General features: G+C 32.7%; 18 protein-coding genes and 2 pseudogenes. 10 read left to right on the forward strand and 10 right to left on the reverse strand.

The genetic code is table 11. The features are described from left to right. Positions 1-269: 269 nt before the first annotated feature. Positions 270-800 carry an acetolactate synthase small subunit gene (gene ilvN, locus RGRSB_RS02710; RefSeq protein ID WP_119259734.1) on the forward strand — a complete coding sequence of 177 codons (531 nt, stop codon included), beginning with the start codon at positions 270-272 and terminating at the stop codon, positions 798-800. Here ilvN and RGRSB_RS02715 read toward each other — a convergent pair. After that, complete coding sequence (locus RGRSB_RS02715; RefSeq protein ID WP_119259735.1) at positions 785-1,000, reverse strand: hypothetical protein; 216 nt, start codon at positions 998-1,000, stop codon at positions 785-787. The genes ilvN and RGRSB_RS02715 overlap by 16 nt on opposite strands. A gap of 429 nt (positions 1,001-1,429) precedes the next feature. Further along, a complete protein-coding gene (locus RGRSB_RS02720) occupies positions 1,430-1,795 on the reverse strand; it encodes a DUF2237 family protein (RefSeq protein ID WP_119259736.1) in 366 nt (121 codons plus the stop codon). Between the two features lie 1,876 nt (positions 1,796-3,671). Here RGRSB_RS02720 and RGRSB_RS02725 point away from each other — a divergent pair. Then, positions 3,672-4,172 carry a Tic20 family protein gene (locus tag RGRSB_RS02725; protein WP_119259737.1) on the forward strand — a complete coding sequence of 167 codons (501 nt, stop codon included), beginning with the start codon at positions 3,672-3,674 and terminating at the stop codon, positions 4,170-4,172. On the opposite strand, the gene RGRSB_RS02730 is transcribed toward RGRSB_RS02725, so the two are convergent. Beyond that, positions 4,132-4,959: a fumarylacetoacetate hydrolase family protein gene (locus RGRSB_RS02730; protein ID WP_119259738.1), complete on the reverse strand. Its 828-nt coding sequence runs from the start codon at positions 4,957-4,959 to the stop codon at positions 4,132-4,134. The genes RGRSB_RS02725 and RGRSB_RS02730 overlap by 41 nt on opposite strands. A gap of 171 nt (positions 4,960-5,130) precedes the next feature. Here RGRSB_RS02730 and rpsF point away from each other — a divergent pair, with 171 nt between their 5' ends. The 3 genes from rpsF to aroQ all read left to right on the forward strand — a co-directional run bounded on the left by rpsF (position 5,131) and on the right by aroQ (position 6,416). Then, the gene (rpsF, locus tag RGRSB_RS02735; protein ID WP_119259739.1) at positions 5,131-5,487 is read left to right on the forward strand and encodes a 30S ribosomal protein S6; all 357 of its coding nucleotides are present in this window, start codon (positions 5,131-5,133) and stop codon (positions 5,485-5,487) included. Positions 5,488-5,797: 310 nt separating this feature from the next. Next, a complete protein-coding gene (locus tag RGRSB_RS09980; RefSeq protein WP_172582019.1) occupies positions 5,798-5,935 on the forward strand; it encodes a hypothetical protein in 138 nt (45 codons plus the stop codon). A 16-nt stretch (positions 5,936-5,951) separates the two neighbouring features. Next, entirely contained in the window at positions 5,952-6,416 is a 465-nt protein-coding gene (gene aroQ / locus RGRSB_RS02740; RefSeq protein ID WP_119259740.1) for a type II 3-dehydroquinate dehydratase, read from the forward strand. Between the two features lie 1,098 nt (positions 6,417-7,514). Here the strand turns inward: aroQ and lpxD are convergent. Then, positions 7,515-8,561, reverse strand: coding sequence for a UDP-3-O-(3-hydroxymyristoyl)glucosamine N-acyltransferase (gene lpxD / locus RGRSB_RS02745; RefSeq protein WP_119259741.1), 1,047 nt, complete (start codon positions 8,559-8,561; stop codon positions 7,515-7,517). A 323-nt stretch (positions 8,562-8,884) separates the two neighbouring features. Here lpxD and RGRSB_RS02750 point away from each other — a divergent pair, with 323 nt between their 5' ends. Further along, positions 8,885-9,115 (forward strand): ferredoxin-thioredoxin reductase variable chain, encoded by a 231-nt coding sequence (locus RGRSB_RS02750; RefSeq protein WP_119259742.1) that lies wholly within the window; start codon positions 8,885-8,887, stop codon positions 9,113-9,115. A gap of 130 nt (positions 9,116-9,245) precedes the next feature. Here RGRSB_RS02750 and rfbB read toward each other — a convergent pair whose 3' ends face one another. From rfbB to RGRSB_RS02785, 6 genes and pseudogenes are all read right to left on the reverse strand, one after another. Next, complete coding sequence (gene rfbB / locus RGRSB_RS02755; protein ID WP_119259743.1) at positions 9,246-10,331, reverse strand: dTDP-glucose 4,6-dehydratase; 1,086 nt, start codon at positions 10,329-10,331, stop codon at positions 9,246-9,248. A gap of 2,589 nt (positions 10,332-12,920) precedes the next feature. Continuing rightward, positions 12,921-13,193, reverse strand: a pseudogene (locus RGRSB_RS10425) (sugar nucleotide-binding protein). A 482-nt stretch (positions 13,194-13,675) separates the two neighbouring features. Further along, entirely contained in the window at positions 13,676-14,404 is a 729-nt protein-coding gene (locus tag RGRSB_RS02770; RefSeq protein WP_119259745.1) for a 4'-phosphopantetheinyl transferase family protein, read from the reverse strand. Between the two features lie 33 nt (positions 14,405-14,437). Further along, positions 14,438-14,722, reverse strand: coding sequence for an ATP-binding protein (locus RGRSB_RS10435; RefSeq protein WP_232014557.1), 285 nt, complete (start codon positions 14,720-14,722; stop codon positions 14,438-14,440). Positions 14,723-15,398: 676 nt separating this feature from the next. Then, positions 15,399-16,047 (reverse strand): annotated as a pseudogene (locus tag RGRSB_RS10440) (response regulator transcription factor); the annotation flags it as partial. Positions 16,048-16,147: 100 nt separating this feature from the next. After that, positions 16,148-17,131, reverse strand: a complete 984-nt coding sequence (locus tag RGRSB_RS02785) for an aspartate carbamoyltransferase catalytic subunit (RefSeq protein ID WP_119259746.1) — start codon at positions 17,129-17,131, stop codon at positions 16,148-16,150. A 257-nt stretch (positions 17,132-17,388) separates the two neighbouring features. On the opposite strand from RGRSB_RS02785, the gene RGRSB_RS02790 reads away from it, so the two are divergent. The 4 genes from RGRSB_RS02790 (at position 17,389) to RGRSB_RS02800 (ending at position 22,055) form a co-directional block, all read left to right on the forward strand. Beyond that, entirely contained in the window at positions 17,389-18,033 is a 645-nt protein-coding gene (locus RGRSB_RS02790; RefSeq protein ID WP_119259747.1) for a GUN4 domain-containing protein, read from the forward strand. A gap of 456 nt (positions 18,034-18,489) precedes the next feature. After that, a complete protein-coding gene (locus tag RGRSB_RS09985) occupies positions 18,490-18,633 on the forward strand; it encodes a hypothetical protein (protein ID WP_172582020.1) in 144 nt (47 codons plus the stop codon). A gap of 291 nt (positions 18,634-18,924) precedes the next feature. Next, entirely contained in the window at positions 18,925-19,116 is a 192-nt protein-coding gene (locus RGRSB_RS02795) for a hypothetical protein (protein ID WP_119259748.1), read from the forward strand. A gap of 1,745 nt (positions 19,117-20,861) precedes the next feature. After that, entirely contained in the window at positions 20,862-22,055 is a 1,194-nt protein-coding gene (locus tag RGRSB_RS02800) for an NAD(P)/FAD-dependent oxidoreductase (protein ID WP_119259749.1), read from the forward strand. The last annotated feature ends 519 nt before the right edge of the window (positions 22,056-22,574 follow it).

Consider the following 22,574-nt stretch of genomic DNA (forward strand, 5'->3'; position numbering starts at 1 on the left):
TTCGTCTCTATTCTTTTAAAAATCAAGATTTTTTATTCTTAAAATAAGTTATCGCAATTAATTATTTAATTTTTTATTATTCATTAATAAAAAATTAAACTCTCAGATAAAAATAGGGAAGATATTTTATATATTACGAATATCCTTGATTATGGTAGGATGATATGCTAAGGAGAAACTGATCATGTCATAGTAAGGTGTAGAATACAGCCTTTATAAAAATGGTTAGCCAGTCCGAACTTTGTAGCAGATTTAGTAATGAATTAAGCATGAAACATACCCTATCTGTTTTGGTTGAAGACGAAGCTGGAGTTTTGACTCGGATTGCAGGATTATTTGCCCGTCGTGGCTTTAATATTGAAAGTTTAGCTGTCGGACCCACTGAGACGGTGGGAGTCTCTCGTATAACTATGGTTGTCCCTGGAGATAATGACAGCATTGAGCAGTTGACTAAACAACTGTACAAGCTAATTAACGTTCTTAAAGTTAATGATATTACTCAGACTCCCTGTGTAGAACGGGAATTGATACTCGTTAAAGTTAATGCATCAGCTTCTAATCGTGCCGAAGTGATCGAACTAGCTCAGGTCTTTCGAGCCAGAATTGTTGATATTTCTGAAGAGACAGTTACCATCGAAGTGGTTGGTGACCCTGGTAAAATAGTGGCCATTGTCCAAATGTTAAACAAATTTGGGCTCAAAGAAATAGCACGAACCGGAAAGATCGCCCTAGTACGAGAATCTGGCGTTAACACGGAATACCTAAGATCTCTTGAGGCAAAACTTCAAAGTTTTTCTTGATAAATTGATTGAAGTAGGTTTTCCAATTGTTCTTCTCGACAAAGTTCAATCAGATTATAGAAAGCCTCCAATAATTTTGCGCAACTATCTCCATGCATGGGGCTTAACCCCCAAACGTCGTTGACCCAATCTTGGGGATGGATATCCTCAAAAATTAGGCGTTCTAGAAGTTGTTTAGCTTCAGTTTTGGAAATAGTCATTTTCGTTAAAAACTACTTAATCATTATCATCATCATGACCAAAAAAGCGAAGAGTGCAAGTCCTCACTTCTTACCTATGAGGATAAGACTGACAGGCAATTTGTTGCAGCTCCACAAGATCTATACTAGCCTATATTGACGCCAATACAATCAGCACTGAATGACAGTCTGTAAATTTGAAGTCAAAGAAAAAAGCTATCAATACCAAGCCATTGATGAAACAATGGGAAAGGCTCAATATTATCCGTAATGAATACTTACAGTCCTGGAATATTCTAAATAGAAACTTGGGTATGATGAGCAGCATCGGATTGGCTCCAAAGTGCGAACGCTTGTAGAGACCGGTCCGCTACTATTGGTGGTTTGCTGAAGTTATAGCAAAATAAATTTTTGAAAAAGAAATTCCCCGAATTATATTCGTGAGGAATATTAATTCAACTCATATTGTTTTAGGTCACTAAAAGAAAGTATTTCTAATGCTCTAACATGAGTTGCTTCCAGGATAATTTTGGGAGCAACCCCGACTTCTAAGGCTTCTCGCCAGCGTGAGGCACACAAACACCAGCGATCACCTGGTTTTAACCCAGGGAAATTGTACTGAGGAATAGGAGTGCTAAGATCATTACCCTGAGATTTAGTAAACCCAAGAAATGCTGAACTCATTTGGGCACAGACGACATGGACCTCATAATCTTGACCCCCTGTCCGACAATAGCCGTCTCGATAATATCCTGTCATCGGGGAAGTGCAACATGCAACTAATTTAGTCCCCAAGACATTTTTATGTTCTGTCATTTCCGTACTTTTATTAAGAGAACTACGCTTAAAATAATCGTATCATGTCAATGATAGCATTAAAAAATATGGATTGAACTTAACTTAAATATATTTCAATCAATCCATCATCAGTTATTAGAATATTTTTGGAAAACTATAAACTCCTCATGCTGAAGCTTAGAAATAGGTAACATAAGTAGTTCATCAGTATAAAAATTTTTGTTTTATACAATTCTATATAACTTTTATTCTGTAAAAAAATTACTAACAGCAGTTCTCAAAAATATGGTAAACTTCTCATTCTCTCTTGATATATTGAGCTTAATAGCAATTATATTTATACTCCCAATGGAAAGCAATCTTAAAAAACTTATCTCGTCTTAGAAACTCAAAAAATCTTTACTCTTATGAAAGACGTCGTTAAACAACATTATAGACTGCAATTATAGAGAATAATTAAGTAAAATTTATACTAAAAATAGTTATTTTATTGACAAATTTTCACAACTTAAAACCAATTAATGTACCAATAACCATGAAGAAATTGCGAGATTACTATAGTTCTTGAAAAGATTGATATAGTTAAAATAATTTGGCTAACTAGTTAAGTTGAGTTTCGTCTGTTTTCGTATTGAGTCACCTAATGATATAGCTTCTCCCAATTAATAATAAATAGAAATATTTATTATTAAATAATCAAACTACTAGAAACTAGTTTATTTTTATTAATTTTATAGGTTAGCTTTTATTTTTTATGAATAGATAATTTTGAGATACATTTAACAATCACTTAATCGAAAATTGTGGTTACATTTAAAAAATGGTAAGGAATCGATCAAAGAAGAAGATACAGTTTTTCCAAGCAATCTTTTTTATATATTAAGAATTCTGATTTATTAGAACGTTTTACTAGTGATTAGTCTTTAAAAGACTAAAGAGAATGTAGAAGATTAGTATTTTTTTACTAATTAGGTTCTATTTAACTAGATTTAAACTTTCTTAAAAAGAATAAGTATAGATATTTGTATCATAAGAAAATCCAATACTAGACTAAATATAATTTAACTTAATTAATAAACTTCACTACTATGGTGTTACTTATTACATTTTACCTTGCTATATTATAATGTTTATACTAACAAGAATTTATCTAGATTAGCCATAAAAAAGTTGTAATAAACGAAAGCTAAAAGTCTTGTTTTGCAAGGACTTTAAAACTTAAATACAACTTATTTTTTTATATATCTAAAAAGATTTAATCAAATTTAATGACATTTTTTTTATTTTTTAATATATCTATAATTTTGGAAATTAAAATCATTTATTATACTAATATATAGTTTTTTTATTGCAAAAAAAAACTTTTTAAGTTGTCAATTACAATAATAATATTGACTCCAATTAAAAACAACATTTAGCGTGCAAGTCAAATAGTTACTACTAACTTAACATTAGATTTATATTTTTTTCTAAAAAAATATAAATCTAATGTTATAGAAATAATAAAACAGTTAAGAAAAATCTCAATATACTCCAGGTAATTAATACTAAAAATTTATAAAGTAATAAGCAAAAAATACATCAAAAAAGAGGTCTATTATAAAAAATAAAGACCTTTAAAAATTTCCTAAACAAATTGAAGATAATCTCCAAGAGGGATTGAAAAATAAAAGAAGTAAATTTGAAACAAAGTTCAACCCTAAACTTAGATTAAAAAGCTTATTTAGACACAAGATAACAGTAGATAACAGTAAACAGTTAACAAAATAATTCAAAGTAGGATGTAACGGTCATTGCTTCATCAGCTGATGATTAATATCAAGTTACAAAATCTAGCATATCTTGTTAAATTAAAGAGTAGACATAATCAATCACTCAATAGGAGACAAGTATTATGGCTTGGCGTGGGTCTATAGAGATTAAAGATCGCATTTTTGGAACCTTAGTTTATTGTTTCGCTATTTTCGATACAATATTTTTTAGTACCTTTTTAGTTAACCAATTTCCTGTTTTTAGCTTCTTTTTACTACCAGGGTTTCCCATTGCATTTGTTTACAGATTTTCCGTTCAATTGTTTGGGATGTTTGGTAGTTTTCTAGTTTTTATGATCCTCTTTTTGGGAGTAGTTCGCAATGATAGGATCAGCCACTTTGTCCGCTATAATACTATGCAGACTATTCTGATTGGAATTCTACTATCGTTGATTCAACTAGTTATGCAATGGGTTCTCGTGCCTGCTTTGGGCAATAGTGGTCTATTCATAGAAACTCTGTATAACGTTGTATTTCTAGGTTCCATTGCGGCTTCCTACTATTCAATGATTCAGTCAGTTTTAGGGCGTTACGCTGAAATTCCTACGATTTCTGAGGCGGCATATTCTCAAGTTCGTTACTAGAAATTTGAGGTACAAAAGCAGGCATTACAGGATTTTCTAAACTACCAATTCCTTCAATTTCAACTCTAATCTTATCTCCTACTTTAACTGGACCTACCCCTTCTGGTGTTCCTGTAAAAACTACATCCCCTGGCATTAAGGTCATAATATGGGAGATATAAGAAACCACAGCTTGCGGTGAAAAAACCATTTCATGAATTAACGCTGATTGTCGAGGCTCAGGATCATCATTTACAAAAGTCTGTATTCTAGCTCCTGCACTTAATTCTCGCACAATCCAAGGACCGAGGGGACAGAAGCTATCAAACCCTTTAGCCCTTGTCCACTGCTCATCTTTTCTTTGTAGATCGCGGGCGGTGACATCATTGGCAATGGTATATCCCCAGATTTTGGTGCGAGCTTGTTGAGGGGAACAATTTTTAGTAATCTCACCCATCACTAGAGCTAATTCCCCCTCATAGTCAACCCGTTGGGACTGAGGAGGATAGTAGATTGGCTGACTATCAGGAGTTAAAGTTGAAGGAGGCTTAAGAAATAATAAAGGTTCTTGAGGAACCATATTCCCAAGTTCAGCAGTATGGGCACGGTAATTTCTCCCCACTGCTATGATTTTAGAAGGAAAACAAGGGGCTAACAAATGATAATTATCAGCTCCTAAAATAATGTCAGTAAGTTGTCCCCCTTGCCAGGGAGCAGCATTTAAAACTGTCACTGTGCGGTTGGGATTAAGGGAGCCGTAGTGGATTTTTCCTTGAGCCGTTTTGACTCTAACATAGCGTTGGGCCATAGCAGTATACGGTCAGTTAAATAGATTTAAGTCGATAAGGGTAACAGATATACTAGCGTTAAATCTTTTGATCGTAGTATGATCTTATCTGGATCTGTATCAAAAGACTTCCCTTGCTTCTCGAGCCTAAAGTCATAGAGGAGCCAATTTGTCCACAAGGAGATTACCGTTATGAGTGAAAGTTACGAAATGTTATACATCCTGCGCCCCAGTTTATCAGAAGAGCAGGTGCAGCAAGAAGTGAGTAAATATGAAGATTTTCTAAAAGAGTACAATGTAATCGATCTCCAAACTAAGATTTGGGGTAAACGGCGGTTAGCTTACCCGATTCAACGGTACTTTGACGGAATTTATGTTCAAATGAACTACCAAGGCGAAGGACCTCAAATAGCCCCCTTAGAACGAGCAATGCGTTTAAGTGAGGAAGTAATTCGCTATTTGACTATTAAAGTCAAGAAAGTTGCGTCAAAAGAGCTAGATGCCGACGTGGGAGCCCAGGAAGAACTTGAACAAGCTGTCGACAGTTGAAGGCTAACGGGGTAGTTTAGGAGACAGAACTCGTACATATGGGTCAGAGGTAGTATATCCATGAATTTATGGTTGATCCTCTGCCTCAATACCGTTCCAATGTTTTAACCGTAAGCAGTGTCTATCTCAAAAACCTTGTGTTAAAATCGATACGCCTATAAAATTTGTTTATAAACTAGTTTGTTGTTGTAAATATTAGAACAACTAGCGCAGTTCTTGGGGGAATTCTGTCTTGAAGTGATTCTGTTGCCGATCTGACAAACCTCACAGAAAACCAATTGAACATATTCATCAGGAGCAGTCTGTACTAATGGACTATTTGGAGAAAGTTCTGGAAAAGCTCAAAGAATGGGCACAAAAGTTGATTGAGACCTTACTAGGTCCGCAAGCTGAGCCTGAACCTGAGCTGCTCCCTGTCCCTGTCAACGATCCACAACACCGCCGTTAGGCACAGTTGATCTGAAGTGTATTCTGAAACTTTTAAGCGACTCAATATTTTAGTTCTTCACGGTCCTAACCTAAATCTTTTAGGAAAACGGGAACCACTTGTTTACGGTTCTGTCACTTTGGATAGTATAAACTACCTTCTAACAGAAGAGGCAGATAGTCTTGGCGTTAATCTAGAATGTATGCAATCCAATCACGAGGGAATTTTAGTAGATGCTATTCATGATTCTTCGGATAAATACCAAGGGATTATCATTAACGCCGGAGCCTACACCCATACTAGCATTGCCATTAGGGATGCTTTATCTGCAGTGAAAGTCCCCACTGTTGAAGTTCACATGAGTAACGTTTATAAACGGGAAGATTTTCGCCATCATTCTTATATTGCTGCTATTGTTATCGGACAAATTAGTGGTTTTGGTGTGCAGAGTTATAAACTAGGATTATACGCTTTGGTTGACATTCTTAGGAGTGGAAAGTAAGAAAATTTTTCCTGTAGGGTGAGAATAGGATTGACTATTTTCTGTTAGATTGTAGTCAGAACATGGTTTATGAAAAATAGCGGAATTAAGCCTTTAGTCCTCAAATTATTCTTAAAATAACTGTATTACTGATAAGTAGACTATTTGTGACTATATTAACGGTGATATCCAACAAAGACTAATGCTTCAAGGACAGTGAAATAAACTTCAATATAAGTTATATGATACTGTCAATAAAATGGCAGAAACAATATAAGTAGCTTATGCTTCATTGGAACTGCACTATGATGTTCAATGAGTATTGTGTCGATTTTTCTACACATCAATGTATAGAAAAATCGACACATCGAGTAGATAATTGACTCCCTAGAGAACGATATAGGTATAGTTGTGGAAATAACAAAACTCCTTAGGGATAGAGAATCCCCTTTTAGTGAGTTAATTGTTCAGTAATGATTTCTCCTAATCAGAATGAATTACAGAATTTACTAGTTAACATACTACAGTCAGAATAATTAATTATTGGTGGCGTTTTCTAGCCTTATGATCAATGTTCAATTGGAGGCATTATCGTTTGCTCTGTAGCTTCTAATAATTCTCTACTGGAAGATAGAGGTGATTACACCTCGGTTTCACGTCAGCTGGGGAACAATCTCAAGCTCAAAGTAAACAACAAAACTTTAAGGATAGTTATTAGTTAATTGCTTAGAAATTTATTTTTTCTATATAAACAAAGATAAAACTAAAAATAATGATAATTTTCAAAAAATATCTGAAATTTTTTAAAAAAATGAACTAATTATTAAAGACAAAGTTAAGAAAAACAAAGGAATAACAATATATAAAAAAGTTATTTATAGAAATTAATAGAAAAATAACAATAAGTTTAAATTCAAAAATCTAAAAAAAATATAGAAAGTTAGTTGCTTAAAATAGCTAACTAAATTGATTTTAATTGAAAAATAATTAATTTTAAAAAATAATTTAAGGTAATTTATTCAATATTTGAAATAAGTAATAATCAACCTAATTTTTAAGTTTTTCTCTAGAAAACTAGGTTGACATAGCATACAACAATCCTGAAAATCTATAGCAAAATCAACTCTCTTCAATCTTTTTTTGCAGACGTTTTAGGGTCTGGTACATTTCAGGAAGGCGTTTATAAATAGCAGAAACTTTCAGATACAATTTATTAGGAACTGCCGGACTACTAGAAATTATTTCTCCTGGGGAAACATTACTAACAATACCTGTTTGGGCTGTGGCAATAACCCCATCTCCGATGTTAGCTTGATTAGCCACCCCTACCTGTCCAGCTAAGATTACTCCACTTCCTAACTTGACGCCTCCCGCTAAACCAACTTGTCCGGCCAAAGCACAATTTTCGCCAATTTGGCAACTATGGGCAACGTGGACTAAATTATCCAGTTTAGTGTTACGTCCAATACTGGTAGTCGCTACAGCAGGGCGATCAACCGCGCTATTACAGCCAATTTCTACTCCATCCCCAAGAATTACATAACCTGATTGTTCCATTTTAAACCAACCTTGAGGGGTTGGAACAAATCCAAAACCTTCCGAGCCGATAACTGCTCCACTATGAATTACGCAATTAGACCCAATTTGTGTACGTTCGTGGATAGTACAGTTAGCATGAAGAATAGTACGAGCTCCAAGGAAAACCTGTGGATAAATGACTACATTAGGATGAATACAGACGTTGTTTCCTATAGTTACATCATGTTCAATAACGACATGGGGACCAATATAAATATCTTTACCAAGCCTAACAGAGGGATCAATGACAGCACTCGGATGAATCCCGGGAGCGGGGTGAAAAGGTTGATAAAACAGATTAATCGCCTGAGCGAACATTAAACGTGGTTCTTTGGTAGCTATCCAAGCAATCCCCTTTTCGCTAGCTTGGTTTTGTAATGCCTCATCAAGAGGTAAAATCAGGGCACTGGCTGCTGTTTTATTAACCATAGCAGCAAATTTATTTCCCTCAATATAGCTAAGTTGTCCTGTTATCGCTGCATCGACGGGGGCGACTCCAATAATGTTAGGGTTATTATTGGGGTGATTAGTTAAGCTGGAATTGATGACTGAGGAATTAAGCTTTTTGGTAATTTCATTGAACTTCATCATTAATTTTCCTTGAAATCTGATTAACTTGAAATCTGATTAAATTTTAGGAAGTTGTTGGTCATTCTTCTGTAGACCTCTGTCTACGATAATTGTGGCAATGATTTAAGAAAACTTTTAACTAAGTAACTAGACCGAGATGAAACCCTATTATCCTTCAGTTACCTTTAAAGGAAAAAGTTAGTTAACTCAGTAGGCTAAGTCTAGAGTAAGTGATAAGCTGGTTTAGATGTTATCTAAATAATTACTCACCACTTATTATCATCAACAATAGATGATTGACAGTGAGCTTTATACCCTTAACCGTACAATTAAGAACACACATGAAAGTTGGCGATCACGTCCGTGTTATGGCATCTACTATTGTTTACCATTACCCCCAGCACAAAAAACAGCCTTTCGATCTCAAAGGGATGGAAGGAGAAATCATTGATATTATTACAAATTGGCAAGGAAGGCCGGTTAGCAGTAATTTTCCCGTATTAGTCAAATTTGATAAACGGTTTAAGGCTCATTTTCGAGATCATGAACTAGAAGTGATCAAACCAGAATAGGTATTTAGCTAAACTTGGGGAGAATAATTTTTAAACACTTCCCAAAGATTATTCACCTACAGTTTGTGGCACAGTTAGACATTATTAACAATCTTCTGTTGCAGCTTTAGCGTAGTAATTTCTAAGTTTGTTAACTTCCATAAACTTTATGAGAGTATTTTTTGTATTCTCTAGATAATAAAGGTTGCCACCAATCTTTATTATCTAAATACCATTGAATCGTTTTTTTCAATCCTCCTTCTATAGTTTCTTGGGGAATCCATCCTAATTCGGTTTTTATTTTTGTAGCATCAATAGCATAACGACGATCATGACCAGAGCGATCCTTAACGAAAGTAATTAACTGTTTAGCTGGTTTGACAGGTGAGTCTGGAGCTAATTCATCCATTAAGTCACATAACATAGTAACTAGATCAAGATTTTTAACCTGATTATCGCCGCCAAGATTATAAGTTTCTCCTGGGTTTTCCTTATTAATAACTATCTCTAATGCTGAACAATGATCGCCAACATATAACCAGTCTCGAATATTTTGAGTATCTCCATAAACAGGTAAAGGTTTTCCTAATAAGATATTAATACACGTTAAAGGAATTAATTTTTCAGGGAAATGATAGGAGCCATAATTATTAGAACAGTTCGTAATAATAGTTGGGATAGCATAGGTATGATAATAAGCGCGGGCTAAGTTATCAATACTAGCTTTTGATGCAGAATAAGGGCTGTTTGGTGCATAGGGTGTAGTTTCTGTAAAAGCTGGATCATCAGCCTTTAGACTGCCATAGACTTCATCAGTAGAAACATGAAGAAAACGATAATTTTCTGGTTTACCCTGAGTATTCCAATGATGACGGAAACTTTCTAATAAGATGAAGGTTCCGAGAACATTAGTTTTGATAAACGCATCAGGTTCTAGAATAGAACGATCTACATGGGATTCTGCCGCAAAATGAGCAACTGTATCAATATTTTCCTCTTTGAGCAACTCATCAATTAAGGGATAATCGCAAATATCTCCTTGGACAAAGCGAAAGTTCTCTTTGTCTTCTAAACTTGTTAAATTTTTACGGTTTCCAGCATAGGTTAAGACGTCAAGAACAATAACACGGTCACTTGGATAATTTTTATGCCAATGACGAGTGAAGTTGGAGCCAATAAATCCTGATCCCCCTGTAATTAACAATTTACGATATTGCTTTGCCGAAAAATTTAACATAGGATTAAGAATTCTGTTCAATTTTTCTGTTTGTCAATTAAGTTTCACAATTTAGTATTTGTCACTTGCTAAAAACCTTAGTTTGATATTAATTGAAATACTTCTGTCTTTTCTATTAGTGTCATCATACTATTTTGTTGTTCGGGTGACAGTTGATTTTTTCATTTATCCCGTGATATCTTTGAATACTTAAAAAGACCAAAATAAGGATATATAAAAATTTTCCCAACTACCATTTTCATTATATTTTGTCTTCCTCAAAGAGAGAATATAATATGCCAAATTTATTCTCAAATAAGATTAATTATGATAGTGACCTTTTTTATTATCATTTAAATATTTCAACTAGAGATCAACTCCTATAAATTTGCAAGCCCTTTTTAAGGCGATATTAGGAGCAACTGCAATATCTTCTTAATTGATTCATATGATTACTTTTTTATAGTTAAAAAAATTGAAGTAAGACATTAATTGTCTATAATATAAGCCTCGGAAAAAAATGAATGACTTTAGAGAGAAAATGACCTTCTTAAAATCTGCATTGGGGAAAGTATACCCCTTACTCAGTAAATGGTCAAGATGAGATAAGGCACAGGTAACTAGGTTTTTAGTGCAAAAATTGACTTGATATCCGAGAGGTGTTCCTTAATTCGTTCATGCAATTTTACAATATATATATTCAGGAGTCTTTTTTCCTATAGCTAAATAATTGTTACCTCTTATAAAAGGACTTTTATACCAATCAAGACCTTTCCTAAAATTTTCCCTAAAAAAATTGATTTCACAGTCAACTAAAAATATTTCTGGATGTTGAGTTAAATTGTATCTAAACCAGGTTGTTCTGACTCTTTGTACTCCTATAATTAGAAATTTAGGTAATGTTCTTAATGTTTCCATTTACCATTTTTATTTTTGGTTTAATTATTCATAGTTTACCATCATAAATCGTTGGGCATAAATAATCAGAACTATGTTGGTATATATTGCAAATTTATTATCCATAATAACTCTGATTAACTAATGTTATTTCTTTGTTGTGGTAAGGTTTTTAAAAAATCAAAGATAGATATAAGTACATTGGTTTAAATAACTGTAAAACAAAGAAGTGTAGCACTAAGCAAAAATATTAGGGTAATTTCTAAAGGCAGCAACTAAATATTCTCTAACTATTTAAAATCTAGATAACATTTGTTTGAGTTAAGTATTTACAACATATCACCAATTCTCAATTTTGTTGAAATTGAGAGAGTAAGACAGAAGACACGATAATTCGCATCTAACTTCTTCTACTATTTCCCTAACGGTTTTCCCCTATAGAATATACTATCATTTTGAATGATAGTATATTCTAGTTTCCACCAAGCAATTAAACTCTAAGATCAACAACCTTCAAATAAGTCTCTACTATAACTACATTTCTCAACCATTAAAGAAGTAAAGCTTTTGCTTTTTTTTTAAAACCTAATTAAACATAGAACTTCTCCTTTTTTTCACATTTTATAGATCAGTATTTTTATTCTATAAGATTATTTTTTATAGATAATTTCCTCGGTTATCAAGTCCAAACTCATTTAGATATAACTTTCTATTTTTAGTAGTCTATCCTAGTTTTCCCCTAAACACTTCTTCTTATAGTTAATTTCTTTCTCAATATTCGTAAGTTTTTCTATGGTTATTCCTGATTTTTAGCAAGTATGATTATATACTGTTAAGTATTATTGCTTCATGATTGAGTTATCTTTATTTTAGTCTTAGCCTTATTTGGATTAACAAATAATTTAAACTTTTATTTATTCTTGATTTTACTCTCTCTTTCCTATTTATTGGCAATTGCTATATAGTTTACTGTTTATTTTAACTTTTTTAACCATAGATATAATTGAGACTATTTTTAAATATATGACAAACCATTACTTTTTTGTATTTTATTTGTGCTGTTTCAATCGTATTGTGGTGTAAATTATAACTATAAGATGCCAGCATAATTGATATAGTGGCTTTCACTTGATCATTTGATTATTCCTTTCTTAATTAAAAAATTGTTCTAATATTTTTACTTTATGCTATGAAACTTACTTAGTCTAAATATTTTATCCTTATACTTCTATTAACTTCTGAGCGAAACAGCATTTCCAGATTTGAATTTTTTGACTTTTTTTTAGGATATGAATAAATTATCATAGTCAATTCTGTTCATCTCTATTTTCAGTCCTGTTTTGTGTGATATTACAGATAATTACAAAGGTTAATTTAACTTTCATCTCTTTTTTAAAACTTCAGATATTCGAGATTTTTTATTTCCATATATTTATTATAATTTATTTATTTATTACTTTATGTTCTATTTCTTGCACTAAGAGTAAACTCAACTGACCTCTATAAAGCTGCTTTAATATTTTGGCTAAAGAATCGCGGCAATAGTGACCATAATGCCCTAAAACATCAGTCATTTTTTATTGAAAAAACAGAGTAGGCTGAACAATTAGCATGAGTAGGATATTCGGCTGTTGTAATGGGATAGATCTGGTTAACCTTTAAAGGTTAACCAATTTTTTTATCTTCTTCAAAAAGAGAAACAGTTAAATTATACTAGTTCGCGACTCTGCCATTAGTTCTGCCATTAATAAAACAATAGATTTGAGCAGTATCTACTAAATCTAAGGCCAACAATAATTGAGCAATGGCCTCAGCAACATCTCTTGTCCAGGTAGGCGTCCCCAATTGATCAGCAACTAGTTGTAATTGTTCTCAGTCTTTTCCCAAGCGCAGCATAGTTTTGACACAATTTCCTTTGCCATAGGTTCCATAAACCCAAGCAGTTTTCAAAATAGTATAGCGATTATTATATTTTCGAATTCCCACCTCCCCAGCAAGTTTACTTTAACCTTAAACACTAAGAAGATTAGTGGAATCATCTTCTAGATACGAAGTATTTTTTTTACTATCGAAGATATAATTTGTGTAAATATAAAAGAGAAAATCCCCGAGTTTTTAAGATTCTTATGACATAATTGTGAGAGCAATTTCATTGATGGCGAAAACAACTTTAGACTTACTGTCGGTTTTGTCAACAGCAGTATAAGCGGCAGTATTAACTATTATTTAAGCTTGATTTCTTGTGTTCCCTTGCAAATTTTACCAGGTTGAGCTAGACCAATAATCTTGCGGTTTATACAGAGGACTTCCTCAATAGGAATTAAAGTCTGCTTTAACTTTTGACCTAATTGTTCATCAGTTCCTAATTAATAAAATTTTTGACATCAGGTTTTTCATTGCAAATCTTGACTCGGAATTGTATAGAGAACGGGGTCCACTTTGAAGAGTTGAACATATTGTCTACCTTCTTAAACAGTCCAATAACTCAATTTCCATTCGTTAGTATATTTGTTAGTGTAAAAAACTACTGCTCCTTGATAATTAGGGTGTGGAATCAAAAAGTATGTAGTCCAGTTCAACAGAGATTGATTGTTGGGTAACTTAAGCAATTGAGGAAAGGAACCAAGGGAGAATTCTACTTGATTAAGTCCTCCACCAATTCCCTCTCCTGTAGCTTTCAAATAGGCTTCTTTGGCTGTCCAAAGTTTAAAAAAAGTTTTTTCCAGATCAGGAGAAGTTAGAAGGCTAATGTGATGATATTCTTGGGAACAGAAAAAACGTTTAGCCAGTTTCTTGGCCTCTGACATAGGACGAATATATTCAAGATCAACTCCTATAATGTGATTGCAGGTTACACCATAAATTGCCAATTCGTGGGAGTGCGAAAGGTTAAATTGCAACCCATTCCCCACTAATTTATTCGTTAATCGTGGTTTTCCTCGCGAACTATAGGTAAATTCAACTGTGGAAGCTGGGATATTCAAGTACCGACCCAAAATTATTTTTAGAGTACCTCTGGCTACAATGAAGCGTCGTTGATGTTCTTTAAAAGAAAACTTTTCAGCTTTTATTTTTTCTTCTTGATCGAGTATGGCAAAACACCTATTTACTTCTAAATCTGAGACTTTTAGGTGTTGTTTCCATAAGTGAATATCAAATGGATTTAGGGTTAGGCAATTGGGAGACTTAAGCCACATTAGATATTCATCGAAAATTTTACAACTAATAATCTAAGCAACTGAAAGATAGAAGGTAAAAATACTTCTTTTTTCTAATTTGCTCGTGACGCCTATTTTCCCTTCTTGTAATTCTACTAGACGGCAGGTAATAGCTAGCCTGATTTCTGCCCCTCCAGCATAACGTGATCTGGATTTATCTGCACGCCAAAATCTTTTAAAGACATAGGATAAATTTTCAGGCTTAATACCTATTCCTGTATCAATGACAGACACAAAAACTCGGTGATGATAGCACCAAGCTTTAACAGTAATTATTCCTTTTTCAGTGTACAGCATAGTATTTCCTAATAAAATAAATTTACTAAAATCTGTTCAGTCCGATCTTTATCTCTCAATATTAGGTGTAAATCTTTAGGACAGTCTAATTTAATTATTGGACTACTATCAAGAATAGTAGCAAAAAATATTTTTACTAAAATGTCTAAATATCTTGAATTAATCTCTATAAACATCTTATTTATTTAAGAAATTTTAAATAAAGTTTTGGAGAGGAGTCAATGGATTCATCAGCTAATTTTTCTAAGTATTCTCTAACCACTGTTAAAGTAGTTCTTAATTTATGGATTAGATCGCTAATTAATTCTCGTCTTCTTTTTTCAAAATTTTCTAAACTATTGGCTATATAATTAAGGCTTTTTCCAAACTAGTCAAGCTCAATGGTATTAACTTTCGGCATTCTTTATTTTATTTTTTATAAAAAATATAAACTTAATTATATTACAATTTTTCTTATAAAAAACAATAAAAATACACTGTTATTACAAGCAATTTTATTTTTTATCAGATGAATTATTGCTGATTAAACAGTAAATGCATCCTGCTTTCTTTGAATTATTAAAGATAAATAATAAACATTTGTATTTAAGATATTTTACAAGTTAAAATAAAACTTACTATCCCTATTATTATGACCAATAAATAGGAAATAAATAATAGTTGTATTAAACAATACATCTTCAAATTTGAATTCTACCCCTATGACTGTTTTAATAAAAGTTGGATGAGCGGTATCAATTTATATTTGTTTGCACAACCTTCTAACATAAGTATCTACAACCCTTTCATACAAAAAAAATTATCACACCATAATTTTTTAATTAGTTGACTGCGACTCCACACCTGCCCAGAATAATTTATCAAAGTTAACAGTAAATTAAATTATAGTGCTGTCAATTCAAGATATTATTCTGATTTGTTTTTTAATTTTTTAGTAGCAATATAACAATTTAAATCAACAGTAAAATGTTGAGTACAATAAATTTGGTTTAGTTGTCCTCCATCTTGTAAACTATGGTAAAGTGAAGTATGGACCTAACCTTTACTACTAATTTTATAGGACTAAAGGGTTTAATAAGATAATCATCTGCTCCCGTTTATAATCCAATAATCCGATCAATTTCTTCTCCTTTCGCTGTTAGCATCAAAATATATAAATTTTTAGGAGTTAAAGTGTTAATAATACGGTTGCAAACTTCTTAACTATCTAACTTAGGTAACATTAAATAGAGAATAATAACATCTAGTTGCTGTTTTTAAAACATCTCTAATGCAACGATTTTATCGGTATAAACTTGATAAACAAATGATTCATTTTTCAGGATTTATAGAATTAATTTATTAATTTTATATGCGTCCTAAATAATCAAAATATTCATAGATAAATATTTAACCTAAAAATTTTTTATTAAAAATAAATTAATATTAATTATTCAGTGTTCCAATCAAATACAATAAGGCCATTCGCACAGCAATTCCATTTGTAACCTGTTGTTGAATTAAACTAAACTCTTGATCATCCATTAAATCAGAACTGATTTCTACTCCTCGATTAACTGGACCTGGGTGAAGAACCTTGACGTTAGGTCTACATAACTCAAGACGATCACGGGTAATGCCATAGTGTTGATGATACTCTCGTAAACTAGGTAATAAATGATCTATCATTCGTTCTTGTTGTAAGCGCAAAGTCATGACAAAATCAGCTTCGATTAAAGCAGGTTCAATGTCCCAATGTAAGCACAATTGATCGTTTTCCAATTTTGTCACCATCTGGAGAAAAAACTGGGGAACTAATGTGGGGGGTCCGGCTAGATGAACCTGGGCTCCAGCCTTGGTTAAACTCCAAATGTTAGAACGGGCAACCCGTGAATGTAAAATATCTCCTACTATGGCAATTTTTTTGCCTTTTAAAAGTTCTGTTCTAGGGTTATCAAGATCAAGTAAAGAACATAAAGTAAATAAATCTAATAATCCTTGGGAAGGATGTTCATGTTGACCATCTCCTCCATTAAGAACACAGACACCCGTTTCTAGAAAGTCCATTTCTGCCGCAATCGCTTGAGGAACGCCGGCTTGTTTATGACGAACAACCATAATATCCGTTCCCATCGCCAGATAAGTTTTAGCAGTATCAAAAATAGTCTCTCCTTTAGTTAAAGAAGAACTTCCAGGAGAAAAATTAAGGATGTCTGCCGAAAGACGTTTGGCAGCTAATTCAAAACTACTGCGGGTACGAGTAGAAGGTTCAAAAAACATATTGGTCACTACCTGTCCCTGAAGGGCTGGAACTTTTTTAGTACGTCGAGACAAAACTTCCCGGAAACTAGAGGCAGTTTGCAGAAGAATATCGTATTCCTCAGTCATCCAATCGGCCAACCCTAAAATATGATGTCGAGTCCAATTCATGTTAGTTGGTCATTAATTTAGATAAGTTGTGAGTTGTGACTGAGATGCGAAAGGGCAACCAATCAATAACTATGCTACTGTATTGTTTTCGCTAACTCTACTAATCTTTCCTAAGAAAAGTCTCATAACAGATTTAACTATTAAGTTAAATATTTTTTAAACTCCCTACAGACTTTGGTAATCGAAACAGTTAAAATGACAGAAGCTTAAACCCTCTCTTTTATTTCTTAAAAAGAATTATCAATAGTCAATATATAATGATATTCACATATATTTTACCTACACTCCTGTTAGCTTTAGTATTGAGTTGTTTATCTTTGTCACCAGTGTTGTCCGAAGATACCATACATTTAACTGAAATTAAACCGAACAATCGCTCCTTAATATCTCCAGAAACAGGGGTAGACTATACCCCCCTACAAAATCGTTTACAACAACAACAATGGCAAGAGGCTAATGAAACCAGCACCTACCTAATACTTAAGGCTGTTAACCGGGACGAACAAGGATGGATGTCCGGTAAAGATGTGGTTCAATTGGCTTGTTGGGACTTAAAAACCCTTGATGGTTTATGGAAAGAATATTCCCAAGGAAAATTTGGCTTTAGTGTTCAATTTCCTATTTTCATTGACACTGGAAATAAACCTGGAAAATTAGTAGCAAGTTATTTCTATGACGATTTTGGGACGCGAGTAGGATGGCGTAAAGACGATCAATGGATCGCCTTCAAACACAATTTAATTTATAGTTTAGATGCTCCGATTGGTCATCTTCCAAACCCCCGCTCAGAATACCAAATTACCGGAGGGCAACTGAATTATACAGCCCTAACCCAAAGGATGGTAGAGTGTAGACTTGTTTCCCCCACGTTTCCAAGAAGACGGACCTACAATTTTAACTAAACAATTATCCCAGTCTAACGAAAGTGCAATAAGCTCGGGGCTCAAAAATTTTGAGAATTGACAGATATCTTCTTTTTGATTATACCCAAACAATTTTGGGCAAAAAATCAACATATAAATGATAACAATCTCACTCAAATACTTTGAGAATTTCTAAAAAACTTTCTAATTCTATTTTTATCGATCATAGCCTGTGGCTCGGAGGAACAACAAGCTACAAGTCTTAGTACTAATTCCTGTTAAACTCCAAACCCTACAATAAACTACCCTAATTGATAATTGTGTGGGAATTCTTGAAGCTAGACAATGGATTAATCCAGTTTCTAGTAGTACCAGTGAACATATTATCAAGATTTTTTCTAAAGAAGAGGATTATCCTTCGTTAAAAATAATCCTTAGTAGAAATATAACCTCTCTAAGAGAAAAAGGATATCAGAGCTACTATCAGATGCTTGAATGTTGCTCAAGCAGAGTTACGTACTGCCGAAGCGTAATTATGACAACGGAAAGCTGAGCTGGTTTCACAATGCTGATGCACATAAAACCGAAGCTAATTTAACTTTAGTTGAGATTAATTGTGGTCGATCACGAAGTCTCTAATGGTTCTTAAAGCAGACTTAGATGATAAAATACGCACTTTAAACGCTACAAAAGCTCAATTAAACTCCAGAATTAAAACCTGTGATGCGGTAAAAAATATCTCAATGCTGCTGTCAAAAATCTACTAGCCTCTGAAAAACGGGTAAACTAAGCTTTAGCCAATATGGATAGTCGAGAATTTGTATATCAAGCCTAATTAAAATTCGGGGCAACCAACCAGTCAAACCCTAACCTATAATTTTCTTTACGCTCCTATTATATAGAGTGTAGGGAAGTTTAAATCAAGAAGAAATGGGAGATAACGCTGATCTTAGAGAAGTAATTACCACCATAATAGATAATCAAGTCTTGAATCTTAATGTCAGTGTTACTGCTGAAAATTATAATCGATTGTGTTCAGTACTTCCTATAGGAATTATTAATCCTGATGGAACCACGGAAGTGGAGGGACAAATTATTTATGTTGTTCTTTTAATGGACTGAAATACCAAGACTATTCAAGTTAAAATAACTTTTTGCAAAAATGGCAGTTTAGGAGATCAACAATATGTGCAGTTAAAAGTGATTTGGAATCAAAAATTTAGGGTTTTAGTCCATACTACTGCAACTAGTAGTTTGGAAAAATACAGACTTATTTTGATTGCTCAGCTTAGATGCTTAAAAGATAAGTAAACATGCCTAATTACTAAACAAATTTCTGTTAAAATAGGTTCTGTTTAAGATAAAAATTCTCAGATAATTTATGAAGTTAAATCAGAAAAAAATTTCTGTTAATCGTATCTTATGTTTAAGTGGTAACAGTTCTACTTAAGAGAAATCTGTTAATTGTAACAATACAATGAAACATATCAATAAATAACTGTGGTCAAAACTTAATCGATATTGTAATAACTTTTTTAAAAAGTGAATTTTTAATATTTTTGCCAAAGAATCAGATCAAATAGGAATACTTGTTATTTTTTTATCTTTCTTTTTTACATAAAACAGATTTTAAATTAAATTTTTTTGACTTAAGCCAACAGCTATAAGATCTATTAGAAATAATAAAGATCTTATAGCTGTTGGCTTACAGGGAATTGATTTATTGAATAAAATATTTAATTATTGATCATAGTATAACTAATTATACATAACAGGTTAATATTTTTTATCGTTAGAATATGAGATCTGACTCTGTTGTAACCTATCTCTCAAAAAAAAATATTGTTATAAATAACAAGCAAATAAGATTAACAATAAACTTAATTTAATCCAAAATTAAATGATATTAATCATACTTATATTCAGTATTTAATTTTAATTTAAATATTTTTAACCCACAAATATTTTTTCATGTTTTTGGTTAAATCTAATTATAAAATATTAATAAATATTAAAAATTAATACTGGCATAAGTGCAACATTAAAAATAGTTAATTTCTCTAGAAATTATTAAAATATAATAATAGATAAGCGTTCAGTTCCAAAAACTTTAAAAAAATATAAATCATATTAATTTGGTAATTAATTAGTAATTATATTAAAAATAATAATTACTAATTTTAATAAAAAATATATTTTTGTTCATTCTTAATTATTTTCTTTAATTTCAAATACTTTTCAAAAAGTATTTATACATAACTTATTTTGTTTTTGTTATTAAAAGTAGATTAACAAATATTTTAAATAAATCAAATTTTATTGAGGTCAGCTTTCATGGGTTATGGTCATTTACATGAAAAAACAAGGTTATAAATAATCATTAAAATTAAATAATATACTAGAAGTTGAAATTAAATTATTATTTGACCAAGTTAAATAGATAAACTGTATATAGTTTATTTTATTTCTTCAAACCTTATTTTAAGAATATATTTTCTATTTTTAGTTATTTTATCTCTAGTGATAAATTTAAAATAAAAAAGAGGTTGACAAACTTTTAGCGGATTTGTAGCCAGAAAATAGATTACATTGGCAAAAAATATCGAAACTTATTATATACGGTAAGTTAATTTACACATGGTTAAGTTAATTAAGTTCGGTTGTTCAAAGATTTTTATAATGTTTGAAAATAGCAAGAAATTACTGTATGTGTAATGATAGTTCCTAACCATTTTGACCTCCACGGGATCTGCCCCGTGGTTTTTTCATAGAGGATATTTCATCAACTCTAATCTCTAATCTCTGATACTAAGTTATATTAAGAATAATCAAGCTTAGTTTAAGCAACCCCACAACATTGAATCATCATGAGTGAGCAAGCATTACGCATCTGTATTTTGGGGGGAGGTTTTGGTGGTCTATATACTGCTTTACGTTTAAGTCAGTTTCCTTGGACAGATGGACATTTTCCTGAAATCATCCTAATTGATCAAAACGATCACTTTCTGTTTACCCCTCTACTCTATGAGTTAATTACTGGAGAGATGCAATCTTGGGAAATTGCCCCTTGCTTTGAAGAATTATTGACTAATACGAGAATTCGTTTCCACCAAGGTTGTGTCACCGCAATTAATGTCGAAACCCAACACATTGAATTAGACAATCATCATAGCTTATCCTACGATAAATTAGTCCTGGCAATGGGGGGAAAAACACCCTTGGACAAGGTATTAGGGTCAAAAGATTATGGTATTTCCTTTCGCAGCCTCCAAGATGCCTATCGAATCAAAGAAAGGTTGCGCTTACTAGAAGTTGCCCAGGCTGAAAAAATCCGTGTCGCTGTAGTGGGTGGTGGTTATAGTGGGGTAGAACTTGCTTGTAAACTCGCAGACCATCTAGGAAAAATAGGAAGAATCCGCTTAGTGGAACGGGGAAAAGAAATTTTAAGTAATTCCCCTGAATTTAACTGCAAGGCAGTTCAAGATGCTTTAGAAAAACGACGAGTTTGGATTGATTTGGAAACAGAAGTTAGTGAAATCACTTTTGATAGCCTATCCCTATGTTACAAAGGTCGAACGGATACCATTCCTGTCGATTTAGTTATTTGGACTGTGGGAACCCAAGTTTTAGACTGGGTGCAAGACCTTCCCTTAAAACACAGTGAACAGGGATTGATTACGATCAACCCAAAATTACAGGTGATAGGTCATCCAGAGATTTATGCGCTGGGTGATTTAGCAGACTGTAAAGATGCAACCGGACAACAAATCCCCCGAACCGCCCAAACAGCCCTTCAACAATCTGACTATTGTGCTTGGAATCTTTGGGCTTCCATTACCCGACGTCCCTTGCTACCCTTTCGTTATCAAGCATTAGGGGAAATGTTGGCTCTAGGGATTAATAATGCAACTCTCAATAGTTTAAGAATAGAACTTGATGGACCATTAGCTTATCTAACTCGACGGTTAGTTTATCTGTATCGTCTTCCCACTTTTAAACATCAACTCAGTGTAGGGTTGAGTTGGATAATTCGACCTCTTGTAGAAGGGTTACCAGATTAGTTGATTAAGAAAAAAAGAAAAGGATGGAGAGTAAAAAAAGATTTAAAAAATTAAATTGTAGATAATATTGTCAAATGAATTAAGATTATGAAATCTGCTCGAATCTTAGTGGTGGAAGATGAAGTAAAATTAAGTTGGTTTATCGAGTTATAATTTAAAGTATAAGGAGAGTTATGACACTGCTATGGCTAATAGTAGTTTATCGAAATTAACCCTCTCTAGAGAAGATGCCCTAGACCTCATTTATTTTATTAGATAGTAGATTTGCCAATGCATCAGTATAAATGCTGATGTATTATCTTCACGGAATTTTTACTAGAGAGCAAATTATCGAAAGGGTATAGGATCCCAATTTTGTGGAAGACCCGAATATTATTTAAGTCTATATTCGTTACCTGCTCCTAAGATTGGAAGTCCAAAAAGAACTTTTACTAATTCAAACCGTTTGAAGGATGGGTCATGTTCTGCTGAACTAACGGGATTTTTTAAAAATTTTACAAAATAAATGACACAAGTAAG

This window comes from cyanobacterium endosymbiont of Rhopalodia gibberula (assembly GCF_003574135.1).
GTDB lineage: Bacteria > Cyanobacteriota > Cyanobacteriia > Cyanobacteriales > Microcystaceae > Rippkaea.

Excerpts from the sequence above, each read along its gene's own strand:
- ilvN (WP_119259734.1), top strand. The coding sequence starts at position 270 with ATGAAACATACCCTATCTGTTTTGGTTGAAGACGAAGCTGGAGTTTTG.
- RGRSB_RS02715 (WP_119259735.1), bottom strand. The coding sequence starts at position 1,000 with ATGACTATTTCCAAAACTGAAGCTAAACAACTTCTAGAACGCCTAATT.
- RGRSB_RS02720 (WP_119259736.1), bottom strand. The coding sequence starts at position 1,795 with ATGACAGAACATAAAAATGTCTTGGGGACTAAATTAGTTGCATGTTGC.
- RGRSB_RS02725 (WP_119259737.1), top strand. The coding sequence starts at position 3,672 with ATGGCTTGGCGTGGGTCTATAGAGATTAAAGATCGCATTTTTGGAACC.
- RGRSB_RS02730 (WP_119259738.1), bottom strand. The coding sequence starts at position 4,959 with ATGGCCCAACGCTATGTTAGAGTCAAAACGGCTCAAGGAAAAATCCAC.
- rpsF (WP_119259739.1), top strand. The coding sequence starts at position 5,131 with ATGAGTGAAAGTTACGAAATGTTATACATCCTGCGCCCCAGTTTATCA.
- RGRSB_RS09980 (WP_172582019.1), top strand. The coding sequence starts at position 5,798 with ATGGACTATTTGGAGAAAGTTCTGGAAAAGCTCAAAGAATGGGCACAA.
- lpxD (WP_119259741.1), bottom strand. The coding sequence starts at position 8,561 with ATGAAGTTCAATGAAATTACCAAAAAGCTTAATTCCTCAGTCATCAAT.
- RGRSB_RS02750 (WP_119259742.1), top strand. The coding sequence starts at position 8,885 with ATGAAAGTTGGCGATCACGTCCGTGTTATGGCATCTACTATTGTTTAC.
- rfbB (WP_119259743.1), bottom strand. The coding sequence starts at position 10,331 with ATGTTAAATTTTTCGGCAAAGCAATATCGTAAATTGTTAATTACAGGG.
- RGRSB_RS02770 (WP_119259745.1), bottom strand. The coding sequence starts at position 14,404 with ATGTGGCTTAAGTCTCCCAATTGCCTAACCCTAAATCCATTTGATATT.
- RGRSB_RS10435 (WP_232014557.1), bottom strand. The coding sequence starts at position 14,722 with ATGCTGTACACTGAAAAAGGAATAATTACTGTTAAAGCTTGGTGCTAT.
- RGRSB_RS02785 (WP_119259746.1), bottom strand. The coding sequence starts at position 17,131 with ATGAATTGGACTCGACATCATATTTTAGGGTTGGCCGATTGGATGACT.
- RGRSB_RS02790 (WP_119259747.1), top strand. The coding sequence starts at position 17,389 with ATGATATTCACATATATTTTACCTACACTCCTGTTAGCTTTAGTATTG.
- RGRSB_RS09985 (WP_172582020.1), top strand. The coding sequence starts at position 18,490 with ATGTTGCTCAAGCAGAGTTACGTACTGCCGAAGCGTAATTATGACAAC.
- RGRSB_RS02795 (WP_119259748.1), top strand. The coding sequence starts at position 18,925 with ATGGGAGATAACGCTGATCTTAGAGAAGTAATTACCACCATAATAGAT.
- RGRSB_RS02800 (WP_119259749.1), top strand. The coding sequence starts at position 20,862 with ATGAGTGAGCAAGCATTACGCATCTGTATTTTGGGGGGAGGTTTTGGT.